The 18,915-nt window shown below is 69.0% G+C and carries 12 protein-coding genes; 6 read left to right on the top strand and 6 right to left on the bottom strand.

All coding sequences use genetic code 11. From position 1 onward, the window contains the following. Positions 1-59 precede the first annotated feature (59 nt). The gene (gene mycP / locus ACIBO2_RS03960; RefSeq protein ID WP_397295231.1) at positions 60-1,196 is read right to left on the bottom strand and encodes a type VII secretion-associated serine protease mycosin; all 1,137 of its coding nucleotides are present in this window, start codon (positions 1,194-1,196) and stop codon (positions 60-62) included. A gap of 135 nt (positions 1,197-1,331) precedes the next feature. Here mycP and ACIBO2_RS03965 point away from each other — a divergent pair, with 135 nt between their 5' ends. The 3 genes from ACIBO2_RS03965 (at position 1,332) to ACIBO2_RS03975 (ending at position 5,054) form a co-directional block, all read left to right on the top strand. Next, positions 1,332-1,982, top strand: coding sequence for a hypothetical protein (locus ACIBO2_RS03965; RefSeq protein WP_358536642.1), 651 nt, complete (start codon positions 1,332-1,334; stop codon positions 1,980-1,982). After that, positions 1,979-3,190: a hypothetical protein gene (locus ACIBO2_RS03970; protein ID WP_397295233.1), complete on the top strand. Its 1,212-nt coding sequence runs from the start codon at positions 1,979-1,981 to the stop codon at positions 3,188-3,190. Before ACIBO2_RS03965 ends, ACIBO2_RS03970 begins: the two co-directional genes overlap by 4 nt. Positions 3,191-3,296: 106 nt before the next feature. Beyond that, entirely contained in the window at positions 3,297-5,054 is a 1,758-nt protein-coding gene (locus tag ACIBO2_RS03975; protein WP_397295235.1) for a serine/threonine protein kinase, read from the top strand. A 105-nt stretch (positions 5,055-5,159) separates the two neighbouring features. Here ACIBO2_RS03975 and ACIBO2_RS03980 read toward each other — a convergent pair whose 3' ends face one another. Continuing rightward, a complete protein-coding gene (locus tag ACIBO2_RS03980; protein WP_397295237.1) occupies positions 5,160-6,062 on the bottom strand; it encodes a hypothetical protein in 903 nt (300 codons plus the stop codon). 220 nt (positions 6,063-6,282) lie between these two features. Here ACIBO2_RS03980 and ACIBO2_RS03985 point away from each other — a divergent pair, with 220 nt between their 5' ends. Beyond that, positions 6,283-11,775 carry a VWD domain-containing protein gene (locus ACIBO2_RS03985; RefSeq protein ID WP_397295239.1) on the top strand — a complete coding sequence of 1,831 codons (5,493 nt, stop codon included), beginning with the start codon at positions 6,283-6,285 and terminating at the stop codon, positions 11,773-11,775. A gap of 193 nt (positions 11,776-11,968) precedes the next feature. Here the strand turns inward: ACIBO2_RS03985 and ACIBO2_RS03990 are convergent, their stop codons facing one another. The 3 genes from ACIBO2_RS03990 to ACIBO2_RS04000 form a co-directional block, all read right to left on the bottom strand. Next, positions 11,969-12,910, bottom strand: coding sequence for a DUF5996 family protein (locus ACIBO2_RS03990; protein WP_397295241.1), 942 nt, complete (start codon positions 12,908-12,910; stop codon positions 11,969-11,971). A 124-nt stretch (positions 12,911-13,034) separates the two neighbouring features. Beyond that, entirely contained in the window at positions 13,035-14,288 is a 1,254-nt protein-coding gene (gene ilvA / locus ACIBO2_RS03995) for a threonine ammonia-lyase IlvA (RefSeq protein ID WP_358536659.1), read from the bottom strand. A 259-nt stretch (positions 14,289-14,547) separates the two neighbouring features. Then, positions 14,548-15,597 (bottom strand): aldo/keto reductase, encoded by a 1,050-nt coding sequence (locus tag ACIBO2_RS04000; protein ID WP_397295243.1) that lies wholly within the window; start codon positions 15,595-15,597, stop codon positions 14,548-14,550. Positions 15,598-15,698: 101 nt separating this feature from the next. Here ACIBO2_RS04000 and ACIBO2_RS04005 point away from each other — a divergent pair, with 101 nt between their 5' ends. After that, the gene (locus ACIBO2_RS04005; RefSeq protein ID WP_358536665.1) at positions 15,699-16,283 is read left to right on the top strand and encodes a TetR/AcrR family transcriptional regulator; all 585 of its coding nucleotides are present in this window, start codon (positions 15,699-15,701) and stop codon (positions 16,281-16,283) included. Positions 16,284-16,600: 317 nt separating this feature from the next. Here ACIBO2_RS04005 and ACIBO2_RS04010 read toward each other — a convergent pair whose 3' ends face one another. Beyond that, a complete protein-coding gene (locus ACIBO2_RS04010; RefSeq protein ID WP_397295246.1) occupies positions 16,601-18,157 on the bottom strand; it encodes a carboxylesterase/lipase family protein in 1,557 nt (518 codons plus the stop codon). Here ACIBO2_RS04010 and ACIBO2_RS04015 point away from each other — a divergent pair. Next, positions 18,156-18,869: a TetR/AcrR family transcriptional regulator gene (locus tag ACIBO2_RS04015; protein ID WP_358536671.1), complete on the top strand. Its 714-nt coding sequence runs from the start codon at positions 18,156-18,158 to the stop codon at positions 18,867-18,869. The two genes, ACIBO2_RS04010 and ACIBO2_RS04015, sit on opposite strands and share 2 nt — an antisense overlap. The last annotated feature ends 46 nt before the right edge of the window (positions 18,870-18,915 follow it).

The following is an 18,915-nucleotide window of genomic DNA, read 5'->3' on the forward strand; positions in this document are numbered from 1 at the left end:
CACCATAAGCCGGTGCGCGGGAGGGCCGATCTGACTTCAACATTCCTGGAAATGTTGGATCACCCGGCGCGCCAGGCCCGCCGCCTGGCCTTGGGGAGCATGATCGCCACGAAGATCACCAGCCCGGTCACCGCGACCGTGCCTCCCGCGATGCCCACGGCCAGCCCGCGCGTACGCGAGTCTGGGGCGACGGCCTTGGCCACGACGACCGGCACCCCGCCGCCCGCCTTCTCCACCGAGTCGGGCAGCACGGCGGTGACGGCGAGCAGCGGGTTGACCAGGCCCGCGCCGGTCCCGGTGGCGCCGCCGCCCTCGGCCGTCAACTCCACCCGGCGCTTGACCTGCCACAGGTCGAGCTCTGGATGCCTGGCCCTGACCAGCGCCACGACCCCCGACACGTACGGCGCGGCGAAGCTGGTGCCGTCGAGGTCCGTACGGTAGCCGCCGCCCGTCCACGTACTGGTGATCCCGGAGCCGGGGGCGGTGACGGAGACCCTGGTGGTGCCGTTGGAGAACGCCGACTTCGTGCCGTCGGGGGAGGCCGCGCCCACCGCGATCACGCCGGGGTAGTCGGCCGGGTAGGAGGGCGTCACCTCGCCGTCCTCACGCTTCACGTTGCCGGCCGCCGCGACGATCACCGCGTCCATGCTCTGCGCGTACGCGACGGCCGACTTGAGCTCCGGCTGGTCGTGCGCCTCCACGGACACGTTGATGACCTTCGCGCCGAGCTCGGCGGCCCGCCTGATGCCCCGGGCCAGCAGCGACACCTCGCCGTCCGGCGTCTCGGTCTGCTTGATCGACAGGATCCGCGCGCCCGGCGCGACACCGAGGAACGGTACGCCGCGCGAGGTGAGGTCGCGGCCGGCGATGATGCCCGCCACGGCCGTACCGTGGCCCACGCAGTCGCGCTGGTCCGTACCCGTCAGGTCCTCGGAGGTCGTGACCGCCCCGGCGAGCTGCGGGTGCCGCGCGTCCACGCCGCTGTCGACCACTGCGACGGTCACGCCCTCGCCCCGGGTCAGCCGCCACACCCGCTGGAAGCGCAGCCGCTCCTGCGGCCAGGGCTTGCCGCTGACGTCCTGTACCCCGGCTTCGGGGGTGCACGGCGGAGCGGCGGCTTTCGCCCCCGCAGCGGTGAAGGGCGTGACGGCGAGCACCAGGGCGAGGGCGGCCGTGCCGCTCCAGGACATGGGCATGGGATGGGATTTTGCACCATTTATCGGTGCTTGCAGGGAAAGCTGGCTTCCGTTCAAAATATTTTGAAGTGACGCCCTGGTGCGGCCCGCGCGGGATACAGAGGACATGCAGACCGACGTGCGGGGGAGAGGTTCATGCCGAAACCTGATGAAGGCGGCACCAAGGACGGGCACTCCATGCCCGGTGTCGGCACCCCGAGTGACGAGCGCGAACCGCAGAACAACGGCGAGGCCGGATACGCGAACTCCACGGAGGACTACTACGCCGACTACCTCGCCAGGCCCGCGACGGACCCGAACGTCCACGACGAGAACATCGAGTGGCACCGCGTCGGCGACTACCCGTCCCAGGCGCCTCCCGGCGCGCCGTCGGCCCAAGAGCGTGACGCCTTGCTCGCCCCGAATCGCGTGGACCCAGGCACGGTGAAGAAGGAGATGTTCATCAAGATCGCCGACTTCGTGGACCCGGAGACCGGCAAGCCGCGTCCCGACTCGCCCGTGGAGAAGCTCCGCGCCGACCTGGACCGGCTCCGGGGAATGGGTGACCTGCCGAGCCTGGAGGCCCTCGCCACCCGCGCCACGCTGACCGATCGCCACCTGGGCACCTGGCAGGCGGCCGCGGATCTGCGGGCCACCACCGACAAGGCGCAGCAGAACATACAGCGCGCCGTCACCCAGCTCTGCTCGGTCTACGAGGCCATCGTGGAGACGCTCGACCAGACCGTGAAGACGGCCATGGACGCCGACACCACCGTGGCGGACAACTTGCGCAAGGCCGCCACATGAGCGGCTACACCCTCTACCAGCTCAGAGAGGCCAACCGCCCGCTGGTCGACGACATCGCCGCGGTCGGGGGCGGCGACAGCGATTCCAGCGAGGGCATCGTCGACCTCATCCTCAACCACACCGACCCCGGCAGGGTGGTGGAGGCCGGCGACAGCTATGTGACCATCGCCGACTCGCTCGCGACATCGATCAAGAACCTGCACGACGAGGCCCAGCGCCTCGCCGGATCCATGGGCGGGGAGACCCTGGAGGGCATCTTCAAGAAGATCGACGAGCTCCAGAAGGACATGGCCGCGGTCAACTACGGCGCCCAGACCGTCGGGCGCCCGCTCGTCTGGTACGGCCAGCAGGTGCTGCCGTTCTTTCGCGACAACGTCCCCCAAGTCGGCGACGTGGGCCTGGATGACGACATAGGCGACACCTTCGGCAGCGATGGCAACGCCCACGCGCTGGCCCGCCACCATCTGAAGCAGCTCAACAGGTTCATGGGAGACGTCTACGACCACATCTCCCCCGAGATGGAGCAGCGCGCGGCCCCTCCCCAGGGCGGTGGCGTCAACCCCGGCCCGATGCCGGGACTCGGCGGCACGGGCAACGGCCGGCTGGGTGGCGGGGTCCCGGATCCGTACACGGGCCTCGGCAGCCCGTACTCCAGCCTGTCCGGCCTGACCGACCCCACGTCGTCCGGTGTCGGGGACCCGTCCGGCCTGACCGACCCGAACCAGCGCCCGACCGATCCCAGCACGAACCTCCCGGACCCCAACGGCGCCCAGAACCCGAACCTCCCCGGCCTCGACCAGGCTGGTGTGAAGACCCCCGACCTGCGGAGTCCCCAGACCCCGGACCTGAAGAATCCCGGCGATCTCAAGACCCCGAGCCTGCCCGACACCAAGGCGAACCTGGCCGGCTTCCCGGACACCATGTCGCCCGACCTGGCCCACAGAGTGAACACGGGCGTACCCTCCACCGGCCCGCTCGCCCCCTCGGGGACCGGCACCGCCACGACGGCCGCGCAGGGCGCGGGCGGCCTGACGGCCGGCGGGGCCGCGCGGGGCGGGACCGGCGGTATGCCGATGGGCATGTACCCGCCGGGTATGGGGGGTGGCGGCCAAGGCCAGGAGCAGGACCGCGAGCGGACCCGGTTCCCGATGATCGAGGACGAGGCGTTCGAGACCGACGACCTGGGCGGTCCCGCAGTGATCGCATGACGGCGACGTGTCGGTTCCGGGAAGCGGTGATGTTCCGGGAAGCGGTGATGTTCCGGGAAGTGGTGATGGAGAGGGCTGGCGGCTGCCGGCCCCGGGAAGTGAACGCGTGACGGTGACGGAGAAGGTCCGTGGTTACCGGCTCCAGGAGCGGGCCGGGCAGGACGGGCCGTGGAGCGCGTACCTCGCGACGGCCGACCGCGACGGCGCCTCGGTGCTGCTGCGGTCGCTGGCCTGCCGCCGCGTGGACAAGCGCCGGCTCAAGCCGCTGCTGCGCGGCTTTCGCTTCCCCGACGCACTCGCGGCCCATCCGAACGTGATCCCGGTACTCGACATCGGCACCACCGCCGACGGCCGCCCGTACCTGGTGACCGGGCTGCACGGAGGCTGCACGCTGGCCGAACGGCCCGGCCGGACCCTGCCCGCGCCGCCGGGCGAGGCGCTGCGCGTCGCGCGCGCGGTGGCCGCCGCGCTCGCGGCCACGCACGGGGCGGGCGGCGTGCACGGCGACGTACGGCCGGAGAACGTGGTTCTGCCCGAGCACGGCGAGCCCAGACTGACCGGGTTCGGCATGAGCGGGCTGATGTCACTGGCCGAGCTGCCCGATGGGACGTCTGTGTCCGTCCACAGCCCGCCCGAGCTGCTCGAAGGCCGCTCGGCCAGTCCGGCGTCGGACGTCTACTCGCTCGGGTCGATGCTTTACGAACTGCTCGCCGGGCGGCCCGCGTTCGCCCTGGACGGGCCGGACACCTCGGCCCGGTTCGTCTTCGGCGTGCTGAGCGAGGAGCCGCCGCCTCTGGCGTCCCCCGGACTGCCGCCCGACCTCGTGTCCGCCGTCAACCAGGCGATGGCCAAGTCCCCCGACTCCCGCCCTACGGCCGCCGACCTCGCCACCCGGTTCGCCCACACAGTCCCACCGGCCCTCGACCAGTCGGCCCCACCCACTGCCCACCAAGCGGCCCCATCCACGTACAAACTGGTCGCTCCGAGCTCCCGCCTGACGCCATCGCAGACCGGACCCGGCTCGCCGTCGATGCCGTCGTTCCCCTCGGTGCCACCAGTGGCGGCGGTGCCGTCGTCGGCGGTGGCCGCTGAGACGTCGGTGCCGCGCGCTCTCGTCTGGACCGTCGACCCCGACCGCTCGGCGTCGCTTCCCCGACCACCCCGTCCGCTCTACCCGTCCTCCCACCAGCCGGGTACAGCGCAGCCGCAGGCGCCGGCCGAGCCGAGGCGCAGGAGCAAGAAGGTCCCCCTGTTCATCGCCGGTACCTCCGGCCTGGCCGTACTGATCGGCGCGGCCAGCGTCGCCGCCGCCATGAACGACCGCCCGTCGACCCCACCGCGGATCACCCTGGAGCCCCAGTCCGCCACAACCGGAGGCGCCGACGCAGGTGGCACCGACCCCACAACGACCGCCAAACGACCCGCCTCGACCGCCACGACACCGCCACCCAGCGCCCTACCCTCCACCGGCCCCTCCATCGCCCGTCCCGCCAAGACCCTGGACGCGGCGGCGATGAACGCGCAGCGGCCCAAGGACCTGAGGCTGGTGACCGACAACGGCACGACCGTGACGCTGTCCTGGAAACAGCAGCGCAAGAGCGACTTCCCCATGGTGCTCCAGCAGTCTCCCGGTGATCGCGTGCTGTCGATGGGGAGCGGCAGCACCACGTTCACGGTCGGCGGCCTGGACGCGGCCACGGGCTACTGCTTCAAGGTCGGCACGGTGGTCAGACTCGGCCGGCCGTCCTCCGTCGCGTGGTCCCCGTCCCTGTGCATCCGCGGCGCGGTGGAAACCGACCCAGGCGGCCGGGACGAGCAGGTCCAGCCGCCCATCGTCCTCCCACTGGCCACTCCACCCACCTGAAAGCGGCGGCCTGGAGCGCGTCGAGCTGGGTGTCCAGGCACTGGCGGACGGTGGAGGCGCGGGCGTACCCGATGCGTTCTGGAGCCGAAGTGGCGGTAAGTCGGGTCACCTTACGGCGGACGGGACGATGTCGATGGCCTCGATCGATACGGCGGGGCGGAAGGTCAGGAAGGGACGCTCGTCGCTGTCGTTCAAGTCGGTCGTGACGACCCGCTCTGGCGAAGATCCCGGACGCACGACCCGGCCACCTGCGATGGCGAGGTAGCCGCTGAAGTTGCGCCTGGTGAAGCGGCGCTCGCTTCCGGTCTGGACGTCGATCGCGATGAGGGGGCTCTCGTCGTCGGGCTCCGGGTAGACGATGAGTTCCCGGTCGGACGTCCAGACCGAGTGCGCCCCGGGTAGGGCGACCCGATCCTCGTGGACGCCGATCACCTTGCCGGAAAGGTCGAGGACGATGGTGGTGATGACGTCGTCCAGCGTCAGATAGGTGGCGGCGAGGAGTCGCCCGTCCGGGGACCAGCTGATGGCGTCTTCCTGCCAGTAGCCCTCGGCCGACCAGAGCGGCTGCCGGGCGCCGGTGGCGGTCTCGATCAGCACGATGCCCGCGATCTCGTCGCCCACGCCGGGGATTCCGGGGCCGTTCGACAGGTCGGCCAGGACGGCGAGCCGGCTGCCGTCCGGTGAGAGCGCCGCCCGTACGAAACCGTCCGAGACGAACTCCTGCCGTGCTCCGGTGGCGAGCGCGTGCAGCACCACCCGCATGGGTTCGGCGCCGTCGTCCTGCCGCGCCAGGAACACCAGCCGAGTCCCGTCGGACGACAGCGACACCGTATTGCGGGAGAGGTGGGCCGGGAGCCCCGGGACGGTCACGAACTCGTCGCTGTCGGCGTCCAGCACGAGCACGGCGTCCCGATCGAGGCCATGGGCCGCGACGACCATCCGAGCCGTCCGCACCGGCCGTGCAGCCGGCGCGTCGAATGCGATCTCCCACGACCGGTGGACGACCACGGTACCTCCCAAGAGCGGATCCGAGCCGCAGCATAGTCAACGATCACGGAACGTGGTGATTCCAGATCTGCCGCAAGCCGATCTTCATGGTGTACGTTCCCGCTGCGATCTTTATGTCCCATTTATCCGAGGTGAATGCGTGCGGCGTCTCTGCGTAATCATGGTGGGCGTGCTCGTGGCGTCATTGTTAGGACCCGTCCACGACATATTAACGGCCAGAATGGCGGCAGCGGCAGCGGCGGCGGTGACCGCAGCCGCCGCCCCCTGCCCCCCGAACAGTGACGACTGGTCGAACGCCGGCAGAGGTGACAAACGCTGCGTGTTCAACAGCATGTACGCCACCCGCCGCCGCATCAACAGCTCCTGCCTGACCGCCCGTCCCGCGCTCGGCACCTACATCTACCAGCAGCCCAACGAGTGCAGCGCCGGCGGCGGCATCGAGGCCATCGGGCAGGCGCGCGCCATCAAGTACCTGAACGACCACCTCGGCGTCCCGCCGCCCGCACAGCCCGGCGCGGTCATCAACCCGAACGTTCAGTGGGAGACGTACCTCAACAACGGCCGCGATCGGCCCGACATCGTCTACTACGACCGGGTCGGCACCAGCTTCGCCGAGGTGGTCGAGGCCAAGGTCAAGGGCAACCCGGACTATGAGGGCTGGGGACGCCAGGTCGGCCGGTACGTCGCGGCGATCGCCGCCAACGGCGTCAACGGCGTCCGCGCCGGGTCGGTCCTCGACCGCTGGGGCGGGTACGAGGACTGGTTCCAGGTCTACGGCAAGGGAAAGACGTGCCCGCTCGCCGGTGGCGGCCAGGGATTCCAGCTGTCCACCTACAGGGCCACCTCGCCGGCCTCCGGCCTCCTGGACATCCGGGAGGTGAAGAAGGAGCGCAAGTGCGAGAGACAGAAGGACCCGGCGGATCCCAACAGTCCGCCCGCCAAGATCCCGGTCGTGGACGAGGACGACGACGACTTCAAGTGGGAGCCCCCGGACTACCTTCTGCCGCTGATCAGGGGCATCCGGACCGTCGGTCCGACCACGCTCGCCGAGGACATCGGCGCCTATGGCAGCGTCGAACTCGCCGCGGCCGAGCTGACCGCTGAGATCGAGCTGTTCCTCGCCAGCCAGGCGGGCAGGGCGTTCCTGCTCGAGGCCGGCTTCGCCACGATCGAGATGGCGCTGGCGATCGGCGCGGTGGCGCTGATCGGCCTCATCCTGTGGTGGTATTTCACCCACCACGGCAGTCTGGTGAAGGGCGAACCGCACTTCACCACCCCGGACAACCTGGGCTACGACCTGCAGTCCGTCGGCGAGTTCATCCTCGCCCAGTCCGACAAGTGGAACCTGGAGATCCAGGGCCGGCTCAGCCCCGCCAGCGGCGGCAGGGACGTTTCGGTGATGTTCGACGCCGCGATGGAGGCCGGCGACCACCTGGTCGAGTTCCACGAGGACGACCTGTACATCGACAACCAGAAGCGCACGCTCGAGCCCGGCAAGCTCCTCCACCTGGGCAAGAACGCGTTCATCCTGCGCAAGGACGACAAGTGGGCCGTCATGTTCGACGGCGTGGCCGGCCCTGCCCTGTCCTGGAGGAGGGGCGCCGCCAGCCTCTACATGCCGCCGACCCCCGACAGCGACCTCGTGGGCCTGCTCGGCAACGCCGACGGCAACCCGAAGAACGACCTGCGTCTGCGGGACGGCACCCAGCTGCCCGCCAACGCCTCGCCGACCGTGCTGCACAGCAGCTTCGCCGACTCCTGGCGGATCGACGACAACGAGTCGCTGTTCACCTACGGTCCGGGCCAGAGCACCGCGACCTTCACGAACAAGCAGTTCCCGGCCAAGATCGTCTCGATCGCCGACCTGACGCCCGAGCAGGTCCAGCTGGCGACCACTCAGTGTGAGGCGAACGGCGTCCCGGCGGGCCTCCAGTTCAACGACTGCATCCTGGACATCGCACTCACGGCGGACACTTCGTTCGCGAAGGCCGCCGCCGAGCAGACGAAAGCCATCCTCGACCCGACGGCGCAGGCCGTCAACGAGGACGGGGACCTGGCGATCGACTTCCAGGGGGCGCTCAGCTCGAACGTGCGGCCGTCGCGGGTGTCGACCGATCCGGCGGTGAGCACGTTCGCCGGGCCGTTCAGCGGGACGGATTCGTACCGGTTCTACGCGCAGTCGCTACCGTCTCACAAGAGCGGGACGCTGAGCTTCGACCTGCTGGCCGTCGGCGACTGGGCATCCGACTCCGACACCGAGACGGTCCAGGTCGAGACCGACCGCGGCACCCCGTACACGATCACGCCGAACACGCTGACGCCCGTCGCGACCGGGAAACTGGCGACCGGCCTGCCGTGGGCCAAGTACCGGATCACGATGCCGGTCACCCACAACAAGAGCCAGATCGAGTTCAAGACCACGGCCACCGGGGTGGCGGGCATCTCGAACCAGGCGTTCGGAATCGACAACGTCAACCTCGACCTGGACGTCACGCCACCACAGACGTTCACGGTGTCGCTGCCGTTCACGGCCTCGGACGGCGTCCCGGCCGCGGGAGCGGGCAACCTGGAGACCGAGGTCGCGCGCGACGAGTACCAGTTCACGCTGGGCCAGCCTGGTTCGATCTTCGTTGACGCGCAGGAGTGCCCGGGGCTCTGGCTCAACTGGGAGCTGTTCAACGCCGCGGGCGCGAGCGTCGCCACCAACTCTCTGTGCGGTGACAAGCGCCTCGACAGCCTCGCGGCGGGCGCGTACCGGCTACGCGTCTCACCGCACGAGGACGAGTTCGGCGCTTACAAGCTCAGTGTGAGCACGATCGCGCCCGACGTCGTCAAGACCGCGGCGATCGGCGGGCCGAAGGTATCGCTGGCGACCACCCAGCCGGGCCAGTACGGCACCTGGACGTTCGCCGGAACAGCCGGCCAGAAGGTCTCCTTCGAGTTCACCGACGGCACCCTGAGTTCGAGCATCGACGCCACCGTGCGGGTGAAGCGACCTGACGGGGCCGTCCTGGCGTCGCAGAGCTGCGGCAAGACCTGCTTCATCGACACCGAGACCCTGCCTGTCACCGGCACCTACTCGGTGGTGTGGGATCCGAAGGACGCCAAGACCGGCTCGCTCGCGCTGCAACTGTTCGAGGTGACCGACCTCACCGGGACGGTCGCGCTCGGAGCGCCCTCCACACTGACGACCACGGTTCCCGGACAGGACGCGTACTGGTCGTTCGCCGGCAAGGCCGGGCAGCGGATCGCGTTCGGGGTCAGCGGGCTGACCAGCTCCGCCTACGCCTCGGTCCGCAAACCGGACGGAACGCCGCTGTACGGCTCCACCTACTGCTCGACGGCCTGCGCCTTCAACACCGTCACGCTTCCCGCGGACGGCACCTACACGATCGTCGTCGATCCGACCGTCGCGCGGCCGGGGCCGATGACGGCAGGGGTGATCGCGGGCGACGTCACCGGCTCCCTGACCGTCGGCGGGGCACCGGTCGAGCTGACCACCGCCGGGCCGGGGCAGAACGCCACCTGGTCGTTCGCCGGGACGGCCGGTCAGCGCATCGCGTTCGCCCTGACGGGCGGGACGTGGGACAACAACGGGTACGCGCGCGCCTCGGTGCGCAACCCGGATGGAACGGACCTGTTCAAGCCGACCTACTGCAAGGCGTCGTGCACGTTCGACACGGTCACGCTGCCGGTGACCGGGACCTACACGGTGGTCGCCGACCCGTACGGGGCGGCCGTGGGCTCGATCTCCGCGCAGGTCGTCGCGGGCGACGTCACCGGCTCCCTGACCGTCGGCGGGGCACCGGTCAAGCTGACCACCACCGGGCCGGGGCAGAAAGCCACCTGGTCGTTCGCCGGGACGGCCGGTCAGCGCATCGCGTTCGTCCTGACGGGCGGGACGTGGGACAACAACGGGTACGCCCGAGCGTCGGTGCGCTATCCCGACGGAACGGACCTGTTCAAGCCGGCCTACTGCCAGCCGTCGTGCGCGTTCGACACCTCCACACTGCCGGAGACCGGAACGTACACGGTGGTCGCCGACCCGTACGGGGCGGCCGTGGGCTCGATCTCCGCGCAGGTCGTCGCGGGCGACGTCACCGGGACGCTCACGCCGGGCGGCGCCGCGGTCAAGCTGACCACCACCGAGCCGGGGCAGAACCCGACCTGGTCGTTGGCCGGAAAGTCCGGGCAGCGGGTCTCGATCACGATCTCGGGCGGAACGTTCAGCAGCGCGCAGGCGTCGGTGCTCGGACCGGACGGCTCGGTCTTCCTGCCGAAGAAGTCCTGCTCCGCCTCCTGTTTCTTCGATGCGACCGTACTGCCGGCGGACGGCACCTACCAGGTGGTGGTCGACCCGGCCGGCATCTACACCGGCTCGGCCTCCGCCCAGGTGAACCTCGTGGCGCAGGACGTGGCGGCGCAGGTCACCGTCGGCGGGCCGGCGTCCACGCTGACGACCACGATCGCCGGACAGCACGGTGTGTGGACGTTCGCCGGGACCGAGGGCCAGCAGGTGTCGTTCAACTTCACCGGTTCGACGTTCACCTCCAGCTCGGACATCAAGGTCAAGGTCAAGAAGCCGGATGGAACCGACCTGGTCGCCGACACCCGCTGCGGCGTCAACTGCCTGCTCGAGCCGACCGTGCTGCCGATGACCGGTACTTACACGGTCGAGCTCAACCCGCAGAACGCCAAGACGGGTTCGCTGGCCCTGCAGCTCTACACGGTGACTCACCTGAGCGGCAGCGTCATCGTCGGAGGCGCCGCGTCCAGCATCACGACGACGACGCCGGGCCAGAACGGAACCTGGTCCTTCTCCGGCACCTCGGGCCAGCTCGTCTCGTTCAACTTCACAGAAGCGAGTTTCGCCGGTGCGACCGGTGCTCGGGTGTCGGTGAAGAAGCCTGACGGCTCCGTGCTGGTGGCGGCCACTTACTGCGGTCGCAACTGCTTCCTGGAACCGATTGCTCTTCCGGTGGCGGGTACCTACAGGGTGGAATTCGACCCGCAGGATGGGAATGTCGGGAAGCTGACCGCGCAGCTCTACACGGTGACTCACCTGACCGGCAGCGTCACGGTCGGAGGCGCCGCGTCCAGCCTCACGACGACGGCGCCGGGCCAGAACGGAACCTGGTCCCTCTCCGGCACCTCGGGCCAGACCGTCTCGTTCAACTTCACTGATGCCAACTTCGCCAACAGCACCGGCGCCCAGGTGACGGTGAAGAAGCCTGACGGCTCCGTGCTGGTGGCGGCCACCTACTGTGGCCGTAACTGTTTCCTCGACCCGGTGGCTCTGCCGGCCACAGGCACCTACACCGTCGAATTCAACCCGCGAGACGAACAGGTCGGCAAGCTGACGCTGAGGACCTACCCGGTCGCCGACCTCTCTCCGGTGAGCATCACCATCGGTGGCGCCACCTCGACCCTGACCACCATGACCCCGGGCCAGAACGGAACCTGGACCTTCAACGGCACCGCCAACCAGAAGGTGACCTTCACCTTCACCAACTCCAGTTTCGGCAGCTCCGTCGACGCGCAGGTATCGGTGAAGAAGCCCGACGGCACCGCATTGGGCTCCACCGCCTATTGCGGCCGCAACTGCACCATCTCCGCGACGACTCTGCCCGCCACGGGCACCTACACCATCCTTTTCGACCCCAAGGCCGAAAAGACCGGCGCTTTGACCGTCAAACTCGCGCTGGCGAGCTAGATCAGAGCTAGATCGGCACGCCGCCACGGCGGCGTGGGCTCGGTGGCTTTCACCACCGAACCCACGCCGCCGTGGCGTTTACGGGTGTTGGGATATGTTCGGGTCGAGCCGAGATACGGGTAAGAACCGGCGGTTGGGCGGCATCAGTTCCCCTGAATACTCCGCACCCGATGCCCGCCCAGTGCGCGGTCCATCACGTTCCAGCACTCAGCACCGGATCGGTGACTCCACCGGGGCAGGCGAGCCGGGCGATGTCCCATCCGGCGCGCCGGGCTCCGGCCTGGTAAGCGCTGTCGTAGAAGGCGAGGACGGCGGCGCGCGGATCGGCCTCGGCCAGGGCGTCGTTGTGGCGCAGCACGGCCAGATGGCCACCTCGCTGCTCGATCCACCGTGCGGCCGCGGGCTCCAGGGGTTCGTTGTCCAGGCCCTTGGGCTCGGGAGCGGTGTAGGAGTAGAAGGCCGGGTCCGGGAAGGCGTCGTCGCCGAACCAGAAGCCGGAGCTGATCACCTCCCGCGAGTACGCTTCCCGCGACACCGGGTCGGCCCCGGGCGGCTGGTCGATCGTGCGGTCGGAGAAGCGGGTGCAGGCGATGTCGAAGGTGTGCCAGAAGTGGTGCACCGGGCTGATCTTGCCCGAGAAGCCCGCGGCGAACTCCTCCAGCAGGAGGTTCACCTGGCTGAGGACCTGCCAGTAGCGGGTGACCTCGGCCGGAACGTAGTGCGTGTGCTCGGTGTCGTCGGCGAACGGCCGGTCGGAGTCGGGCAGGTCGAACGGCCGCGGCACGGCGATGTCCACCCGCACGTCCAGGGCCGTCAGCGCCCGCATGGTGTGCTGGTAGAAGGACGCCACCGACTGGCCGGGGAGCGCGAACGACACCGCCCGGCCGTCCACCGTGGTGAGGAGCAGCTGGTGGCCGACGAAGTCGAAGTCGATCGTGAAGATCGGGTTGCCGTCGGCCTGTCCCATCGGACGGGTGGTGATCCCTCGCCCGGTGACATGGAACGGCGCGTTCCACCAGTGGTTGCGCCGGACCGTCGAACCGAGCCGGATCTTGCCCACTACCTGGCAGAACCGGTGCAGCGTCGCCTTGGTGTCCCGCCACTCGGCCGACGGTAGGGCGGTGTACAACTCCATGACGCCATCGTTCCCACACGGTCGCGGCGCTACTCACGCGACGCCAGGAGCCCGGCTTGGCCGCCAGGGGTCCAGGCGTTCAGAGAAGAGGCGTTCAGAGAAGAGGCGTTCAGAGAAGAGGCGTTCAGAGAAGAAAGGTGAATAGCGGCGAGCCAGGCGGGACGCGCTCCACCGTGAGCGGGCTGGCCTTCATACGGAACAGGAGACTGTCGAGATCACTGGCCCGCTCAAGCTCGATGCCGACGAGCGCCGGGCCGGTCTCGCGGTTGTTCTTCTTGACGTACTCGAAGGCGATGATGTCCTCGCCCTCGCCCAGCACCTCGTCCAGGAAGTGCCGCAGGGCGCCGGGGCGCTGCGGGAAGGTCACCAGGAAGTAGTGCCGCAGCCCGATGTGTACGAGAGAGCGCTCCAACACCTCGCCGTACCGGCTGACGTCGTTGTTGCCGCCCGACACCACGCAGACCAGCGGCCCTCCGGAGGAGGAGTACGGCAGTAGCTCACGGGCCGCCGCTCCGGCGAGGGCTCCGGCGGGCTCGGCGATGATGCCGTCGGTCTGGTACAGATCCAGCATCTCGGTGCACACCGCACCCTCATCGACCGCGACGACCTCATCCACCAAGTCCTTGATCAGGGGGAACGTGGCCTCTCCCACTCTTCCGACGGCGGCGCCGTCCACGAAGGTGTCCAGCTCGGGCAGGGCGAGGGGCCCGCCGTGGTCGAGGGCGGCGCGCATGCTGGCCGCTCCGGCGGGTTCGGCGCCGATGATGCGGGTGGCGGGTGAGTGCTCGCGGAGCCAGACGGCGATGCCGCTGATCAGACCGCCGCCACCGACCGGTACGACCACGGTGTGCGGTGCCTCCCCGGCCTGCGCCAGGATCTCCAGGCCGACGGTGCCCTGCCCGGCCATCGTCCTGATGTCGTCGAACGGATGCACGTACATCGCGCCGGTGCGCTCGCTGTCGGCGTGCGCGGCGGTGCTCGCCTCGTCGTAGGTGCCGCCGCCGACCACGACCTCCACCCGGTCACCGCCGAGCGCCGCGATGCGCTCGCGCTTCTGCCGCGGTGTGGTGGACGGTACGTACACGCGCCCGCTGATCCCGAGCCGCGCGCAGGCGAACGCGACTCCCTGCCCATGGTTGCCCGCGCTCGCGCAGACCACACCACGTCGCCGCTCTTCATCCGTGAGCGAGGCGATCAGGTTGAACGCTCCGCGCACCTTGTAGGAGCGGCAGACCTGCGCGTCCTCGCGCTTGAGCAGCACCTGACCGCCGAGCAGGTCGGACAGCCGCTGATTCGGCTCCAGCGCGGTGCGACGCACGACCGGCCGCAACCGTTCGGCCGCCTTGCTGATCATCGCGGTGGTGAGACGGTCGGTCATGCACACTCCAGGCACAGCGGTTGATCAAGGGATGTTAGCAAGGCGTCGCGTGGTGAGTGACGACGACAGCCGAACAGCGGGTCGCTGGGAACGGTGCCCGTCGCCAGGCGAGCACACTGGTCACAACGATCCCAACAGGTCATGCGATTCCCGCAGCGCCCGTCTCCCTCAGCCGGACGGCTACCGACCAGCGACATTCTTGCGACGCTTGCTCAGTTCGCCAGCTAGCGGACTGCCGCGCCGGAGCGAACGATCAAGCTCACCGCAGCGCCATTCCCGGGACACGAGCGCGGATCGCATCCATGGCCGCCTCGTCCGAGACGCCCTGCCAGTCGTACCGGGGTGTGTAGGGTGCGGTGAGGGCGCGTACGTCCTCATCGGTGAGCTCGACGTCCAACGACGCGATCGCGTCGTCGATCTGCTTGATCGACCCGGCACCGACCAGCGGAGCGGTGACGACCGGCTGGCGATGCAGCCAGGCCAGGGCGATGGACGCGCGGCTCACGCCGTGGGCGGCAGCGACCTGGCCGACCGCATCAATGATGGCGTGGTTCGAGGCTTCCTGCTCGGGCGAGTAGAGCATGTCGGCGTAGGCACCATCGGTTTCGGAGCGGGCAGTGGAGTTCGCCTCATCCCAGCCACGGGCCAGACGGCCCCGCGCGAGTGGGCTCCAGATGATGGTGCCGACGCCCTCGTCCAGGCACAGCGGGATCATTTCGCGTTCCTCCTCGCGGGCGAGCAGGTTGTAGTGGTCCTGCACGGACACGAACCGGGCCCAGCCGTTCTGCTTCTGCAGGTGCAGGGCCTTCGCGAACTCCCACGCGAACATCGACGACGCGCCCAGGTAGCGCACCTTGCCGACTCTGACCAGATCGCTGAGCGTTTCGAGGGTCTCCTCCAGCGGCGTCGCGTGGTCGTTGCGGTGCACCTGGTAAAGGTCGATGTAGTCGGTGCCCAACCGTCGCAGGCTGTGGTCGACCTCGGTCATGATCGCCTTGCGGGACAGGCCCTTCCCGTTCGGCCCGGGGCGCATGGGATGACGCAGCTTGGTCGCGATCACTACATCGTCGCGGTTCGCGAAGTCGCGCAGTGCGCGGCCGAGGATCTCCTCGCTGGACCCGTTGGAGTACATGTTGGCGGTGTCGAAGAAGTTGATGCCCGCGTCGAGAGCGTGCTTGATCAGCGGGCGCGCATCCTCCTCGCCGAGGGACCAGACGGGGTGACCGCGGTCGGGCTCGCCGTAGGTCATCGCACCGATCGCGATGGGCGAAACGTCCAGGCCGGTGGTGCCGAGCTTCACATAACGCATGGGCGTCTCCTGTAAGCCTTGAACTTGCGGACGATTCTCCGCAAGTTCTCACCAAACTAGCGGAGGATTGTCCGCAAGTCCATCGGAGGCACCATAGGGTGATGACCGACCAGACGCCGAGCACCTACGGCACGCAGCGCAAGGCCGCCGCGCGTAACCGTGTGGCGATCATCGAGGCCGCCCATGAACTGTTCGGGGACAACCCGCTCGTGCCGCTGAGCGAGGTCGCCAAGCGTGCCGGCGTCGGCGCCGGCACGCTCTACCGGCACTTCCCCACCCGGGAGGATCTGCTCCTGGCGGCCTACCAGCACGACATCGAACGCCTGACCACCACCGCCGACGAGGCGCTGGCGCGCCATCCATCGGCGAAGGACGCGTTCATCGAGTGGTTCGAGACTCTGTCGGCCTACATCCGCATCAAGCACGGCCTCGGTGACGCGTTGCACAGCGCCGCGGCCCAGGACGTGATCAGCGCTTCGTGGGCGCCGACCACCGCGGCGGTGGCCAAGCTCGTCGAGGCCTGCGTGGCCGAGGGCACCATCGCTCCCGGGCACGACCCCGCCGACATCATCATGCTTATGAGCTTTCTGTGGCGCGTCGCGAACAACGACGACGGCGTGGCCCAAGGACGGCGCCTGATCGCCGCTGTCTTTTCGGGGCTGAAAGAGGCACCCCAGCCGATCTGAGCACAGCCGAGTTGAGCGCACCGCTCGCCGCAGCGACTACAACGGCGAAACCTGCTCACGCGACTCCACCGAGGCAAGGACTCCGCCTGTGACGAGAAGGGGACATGTGCAGATGCCGAGCGGCATGGCATGTGGCTCCATATCGCTGACGGAGGCGCCTGTGAAGAACCTGAAGATCAGAACCGCGATGGCGGCAGCACGATGATGAGGACAGCCAGCCCCACCTTGGGGAGATGGCGGGTCCGGTCCGGCTGTCGAATCGGGATCATCGGGGAGCGGACCCAGACGATCGGTCTCGGTGCTCGGCCGCGAGGTGTTCATGAGTTGTCTTTGCTACCGGACGAGTGTTGAGCAGACGGAAGCAAGAGGCCGCGTTCGCTGTAGGCGGGGTCGTTCGCCGCGGTGACGAACGTGTCGAAGCGCATGGTGCAGCGGCGAAGCTCGGTGTAGGCCTCCCATGCCGGGACGCCCGGGGTGTTCGGATTTCCGGTGCGGACAAAGGCTGCCACGGCCCGCCGGAAGGTGTGGCCGGTCGGTTCGACGCCGGCGGGGTCGACATCGCGGAACATGGGAGAGGCCGACCAGGCTGGAAGATTGTCAAACAGCATGGGAATGTCCACGGTGTGGCAGGCACCGAGGGCCGATCTCCAGTCCACCTGGTAGACGAAGCCAGGATGACCGTGACGAGCGCGCGCCTCGGCGACCTGGAGCGCCGGTAGCCTGACCAGGCGATCGGTGGTGATGTCGGCCAGGACTTGAGACGCGGACGCGCCCGGCCGCCGGGCCGCGTAGTGGTCGTAGACGACCTGTGGGGCCGCGTCGGGCGTCAGGCGTTCCACAAGCTGCAGGACGGCATCGCGGGTAATGGCCGCGGACGCGGGGTCGATGGCCAGGAACGGGTTCATCTCCTCGGCGGTGGCGCCGATCAGGACGTCGATGCCAGGGGCGACGCCGGCGGCGACGGCGGGCAGAACAGGCCCGGGCAGCCCTGGGGCGCCGGCAATCGGATGCATCGGCGGGGCCGGGGCGCCGATGCGTCGCCGGCCGCTGTCGGCGACGAGTCGCTGGTAACCGATGATCAGCTCTTCGGCCGGAAGGTCTCGCAAACGGTGGGCTGTCGTGATGCTCAGGCCCAGGAGACGCAGGTAGTCCTCGCCGGCCTGTTCGGCTTCGTGCGGGGATGGCATCGCGATGCCGAGGGGGCCGCTTTGGGCGAAGATCCGATGGAAGAGGCCTGTGGCTGAGGGGGAGCTCAGGAGCGCCACGGCGGTCACCGCGCCTCCGGACTGACCGGCCACGGTGACGCGGTCGGGGTCGCCGCCGAAGTCGGCGATGTTCTCCCGCACCCAGCGCAGCGCCGAGATCGCATCCAGAAACCCCATGTTGCCTTCGGCGATACCTGGGACACGCAGGAAGCCCAACGGACCGAGCCGGTAGTTCGGCGTGACGACGACGATGTCCTCGGCGGCGGCCAGGTTGCGGCCGTGGTAGCCGGGCCAGGCGCTGGCGCCGCTGAGCCAGCCGGAGCCGTGGATCCATACCAGGACGGCCCGGGGCCGGCCGGTGACGCCGGGGGTCCAGATGTTCAAGGTGAGGCAGTTGTCCTCGGCCTGGGCCAGCGTTGGCGAGCCGGTGAGCAGTTGCATCGCATCCGCGGGTCTGGCGGGGTTGGCGGGTGGCTGCGGAGCGGCAGGGCCGAAGGTGGTCGCCGGACGGATGCCTTGCCACCGGGCATGCGGCTGCGGAGCAGCGAAACGAAGGTCGCCTATGGGGGCGGCCGCGAAGGGCACGCCGAGGAAGGACGCGACGCGCCCGTCCCAGCTTCCCTGAACAGCGCCCGGCTTGGTGGTGACCACGGGGTGGGGATCGTTCATGACCATCCTTGCGAAGGAACGTTCGTTCGCATCACTTCAGCACATCTCGGGCGCGGTTGACAAGAATGAACGTTCATTCCATCCTCGAGGGGTGCCCGTCTCACACAGTCCAGCCGCCGACACGCGCCGTCAGCATGTCCTGGCAGCCGCGCGCCGCTGCTTCCTCGCCAACGGCTTCCACGCGACCTCTATGCAGGACATCTTGCGCGAAGCGCAGATGTCGCCCGGCAACCTCTATCGGTACTTCCCCGGCAAGGACGCCATCGTGCTCGCGATCGTGGAGGCCACCTTGGCTGAGGTCACCGGCGCGTTCGAAAATACGCTCCTTGACGAGCCACCCCCTTTGCTGGAGGCGCTCACCGAGATCCTGCGTGCGATCGAACGGCTGGACGACCACGAGGGCACGCCACGGCTCGCGATCCAGATCTGGGGGGAGGCCCTACGAAATCCGGCGATGGCCTCGCTCTTCGCCGAGGCCATCGCCCCCGTCAGGCAATGGTTCGTCCAGCTCGTCGAAGCCCACCGGCATCGCGGCCTCACCTCCGGCCAAGTGGCACCGGAGCACCTGGCCAATGTCTTGCTTGGCGCCATCCACGGGTTCATCGTCCAAAGAGCACTGCTCAAGCTCGATGCAGCCAGCTACGCCGAGGGGCTGCGAGGCCTACTCGCGGTCCCGGCCAGCCCGCAAAACGATGCAAGCGGAACGTCTTGACCTGCGGATCCCCACCGACCACGGCTCATCGCCTTGAGAGGCGCCG

Origin of the sequence: Nonomuraea sp. NPDC050022, assembly GCF_044460705.1 — a bacterium.
In the GTDB taxonomy this organism is placed as follows: domain Bacteria; phylum Actinomycetota; class Actinomycetes; order Streptosporangiales; family Streptosporangiaceae; genus Nonomuraea.

Coding starts and splice junctions, on each gene's coding strand:
- mycP (WP_397295231.1), bottom strand. CDS start 1,196: ATGCCCATGTCCTGGAGCGGCACGGCCGCCCTCGCCCTGGTGCTCGCC.
- ACIBO2_RS03965 (WP_358536642.1), top strand. CDS start 1,332: ATGCCGAAACCTGATGAAGGCGGCACCAAGGACGGGCACTCCATGCCC.
- ACIBO2_RS03970 (WP_397295233.1), top strand. CDS start 1,979: ATGAGCGGCTACACCCTCTACCAGCTCAGAGAGGCCAACCGCCCGCTG.
- ACIBO2_RS03985 (WP_397295239.1), top strand. CDS start 6,283: ATGGCGGCAGCGGCAGCGGCGGCGGTGACCGCAGCCGCCGCCCCCTGC.
- ACIBO2_RS03990 (WP_397295241.1), bottom strand. CDS start 12,910: ATGGAGTTGTACACCGCCCTACCGTCGGCCGAGTGGCGGGACACCAAG.
- ilvA (WP_358536659.1), bottom strand. CDS start 14,288: ATGACCGACCGTCTCACCACCGCGATGATCAGCAAGGCGGCCGAACGG.
- ACIBO2_RS04000 (WP_397295243.1), bottom strand. CDS start 15,597: ATGCGTTATGTGAAGCTCGGCACCACCGGCCTGGACGTTTCGCCCATC.
- ACIBO2_RS04005 (WP_358536665.1), top strand. CDS start 15,699: ATGACCGACCAGACGCCGAGCACCTACGGCACGCAGCGCAAGGCCGCC.
- ACIBO2_RS04015 (WP_358536671.1), top strand. CDS start 18,156: ATGACCATCCTTGCGAAGGAACGTTCGTTCGCATCACTTCAGCACATC.
- ACIBO2_RS04010 (WP_397295246.1), bottom strand. CDS start 18,157: ATGAACGATCCCCACCCCGTGGTCACCACCAAGCCGGGCGCTGTTCAG.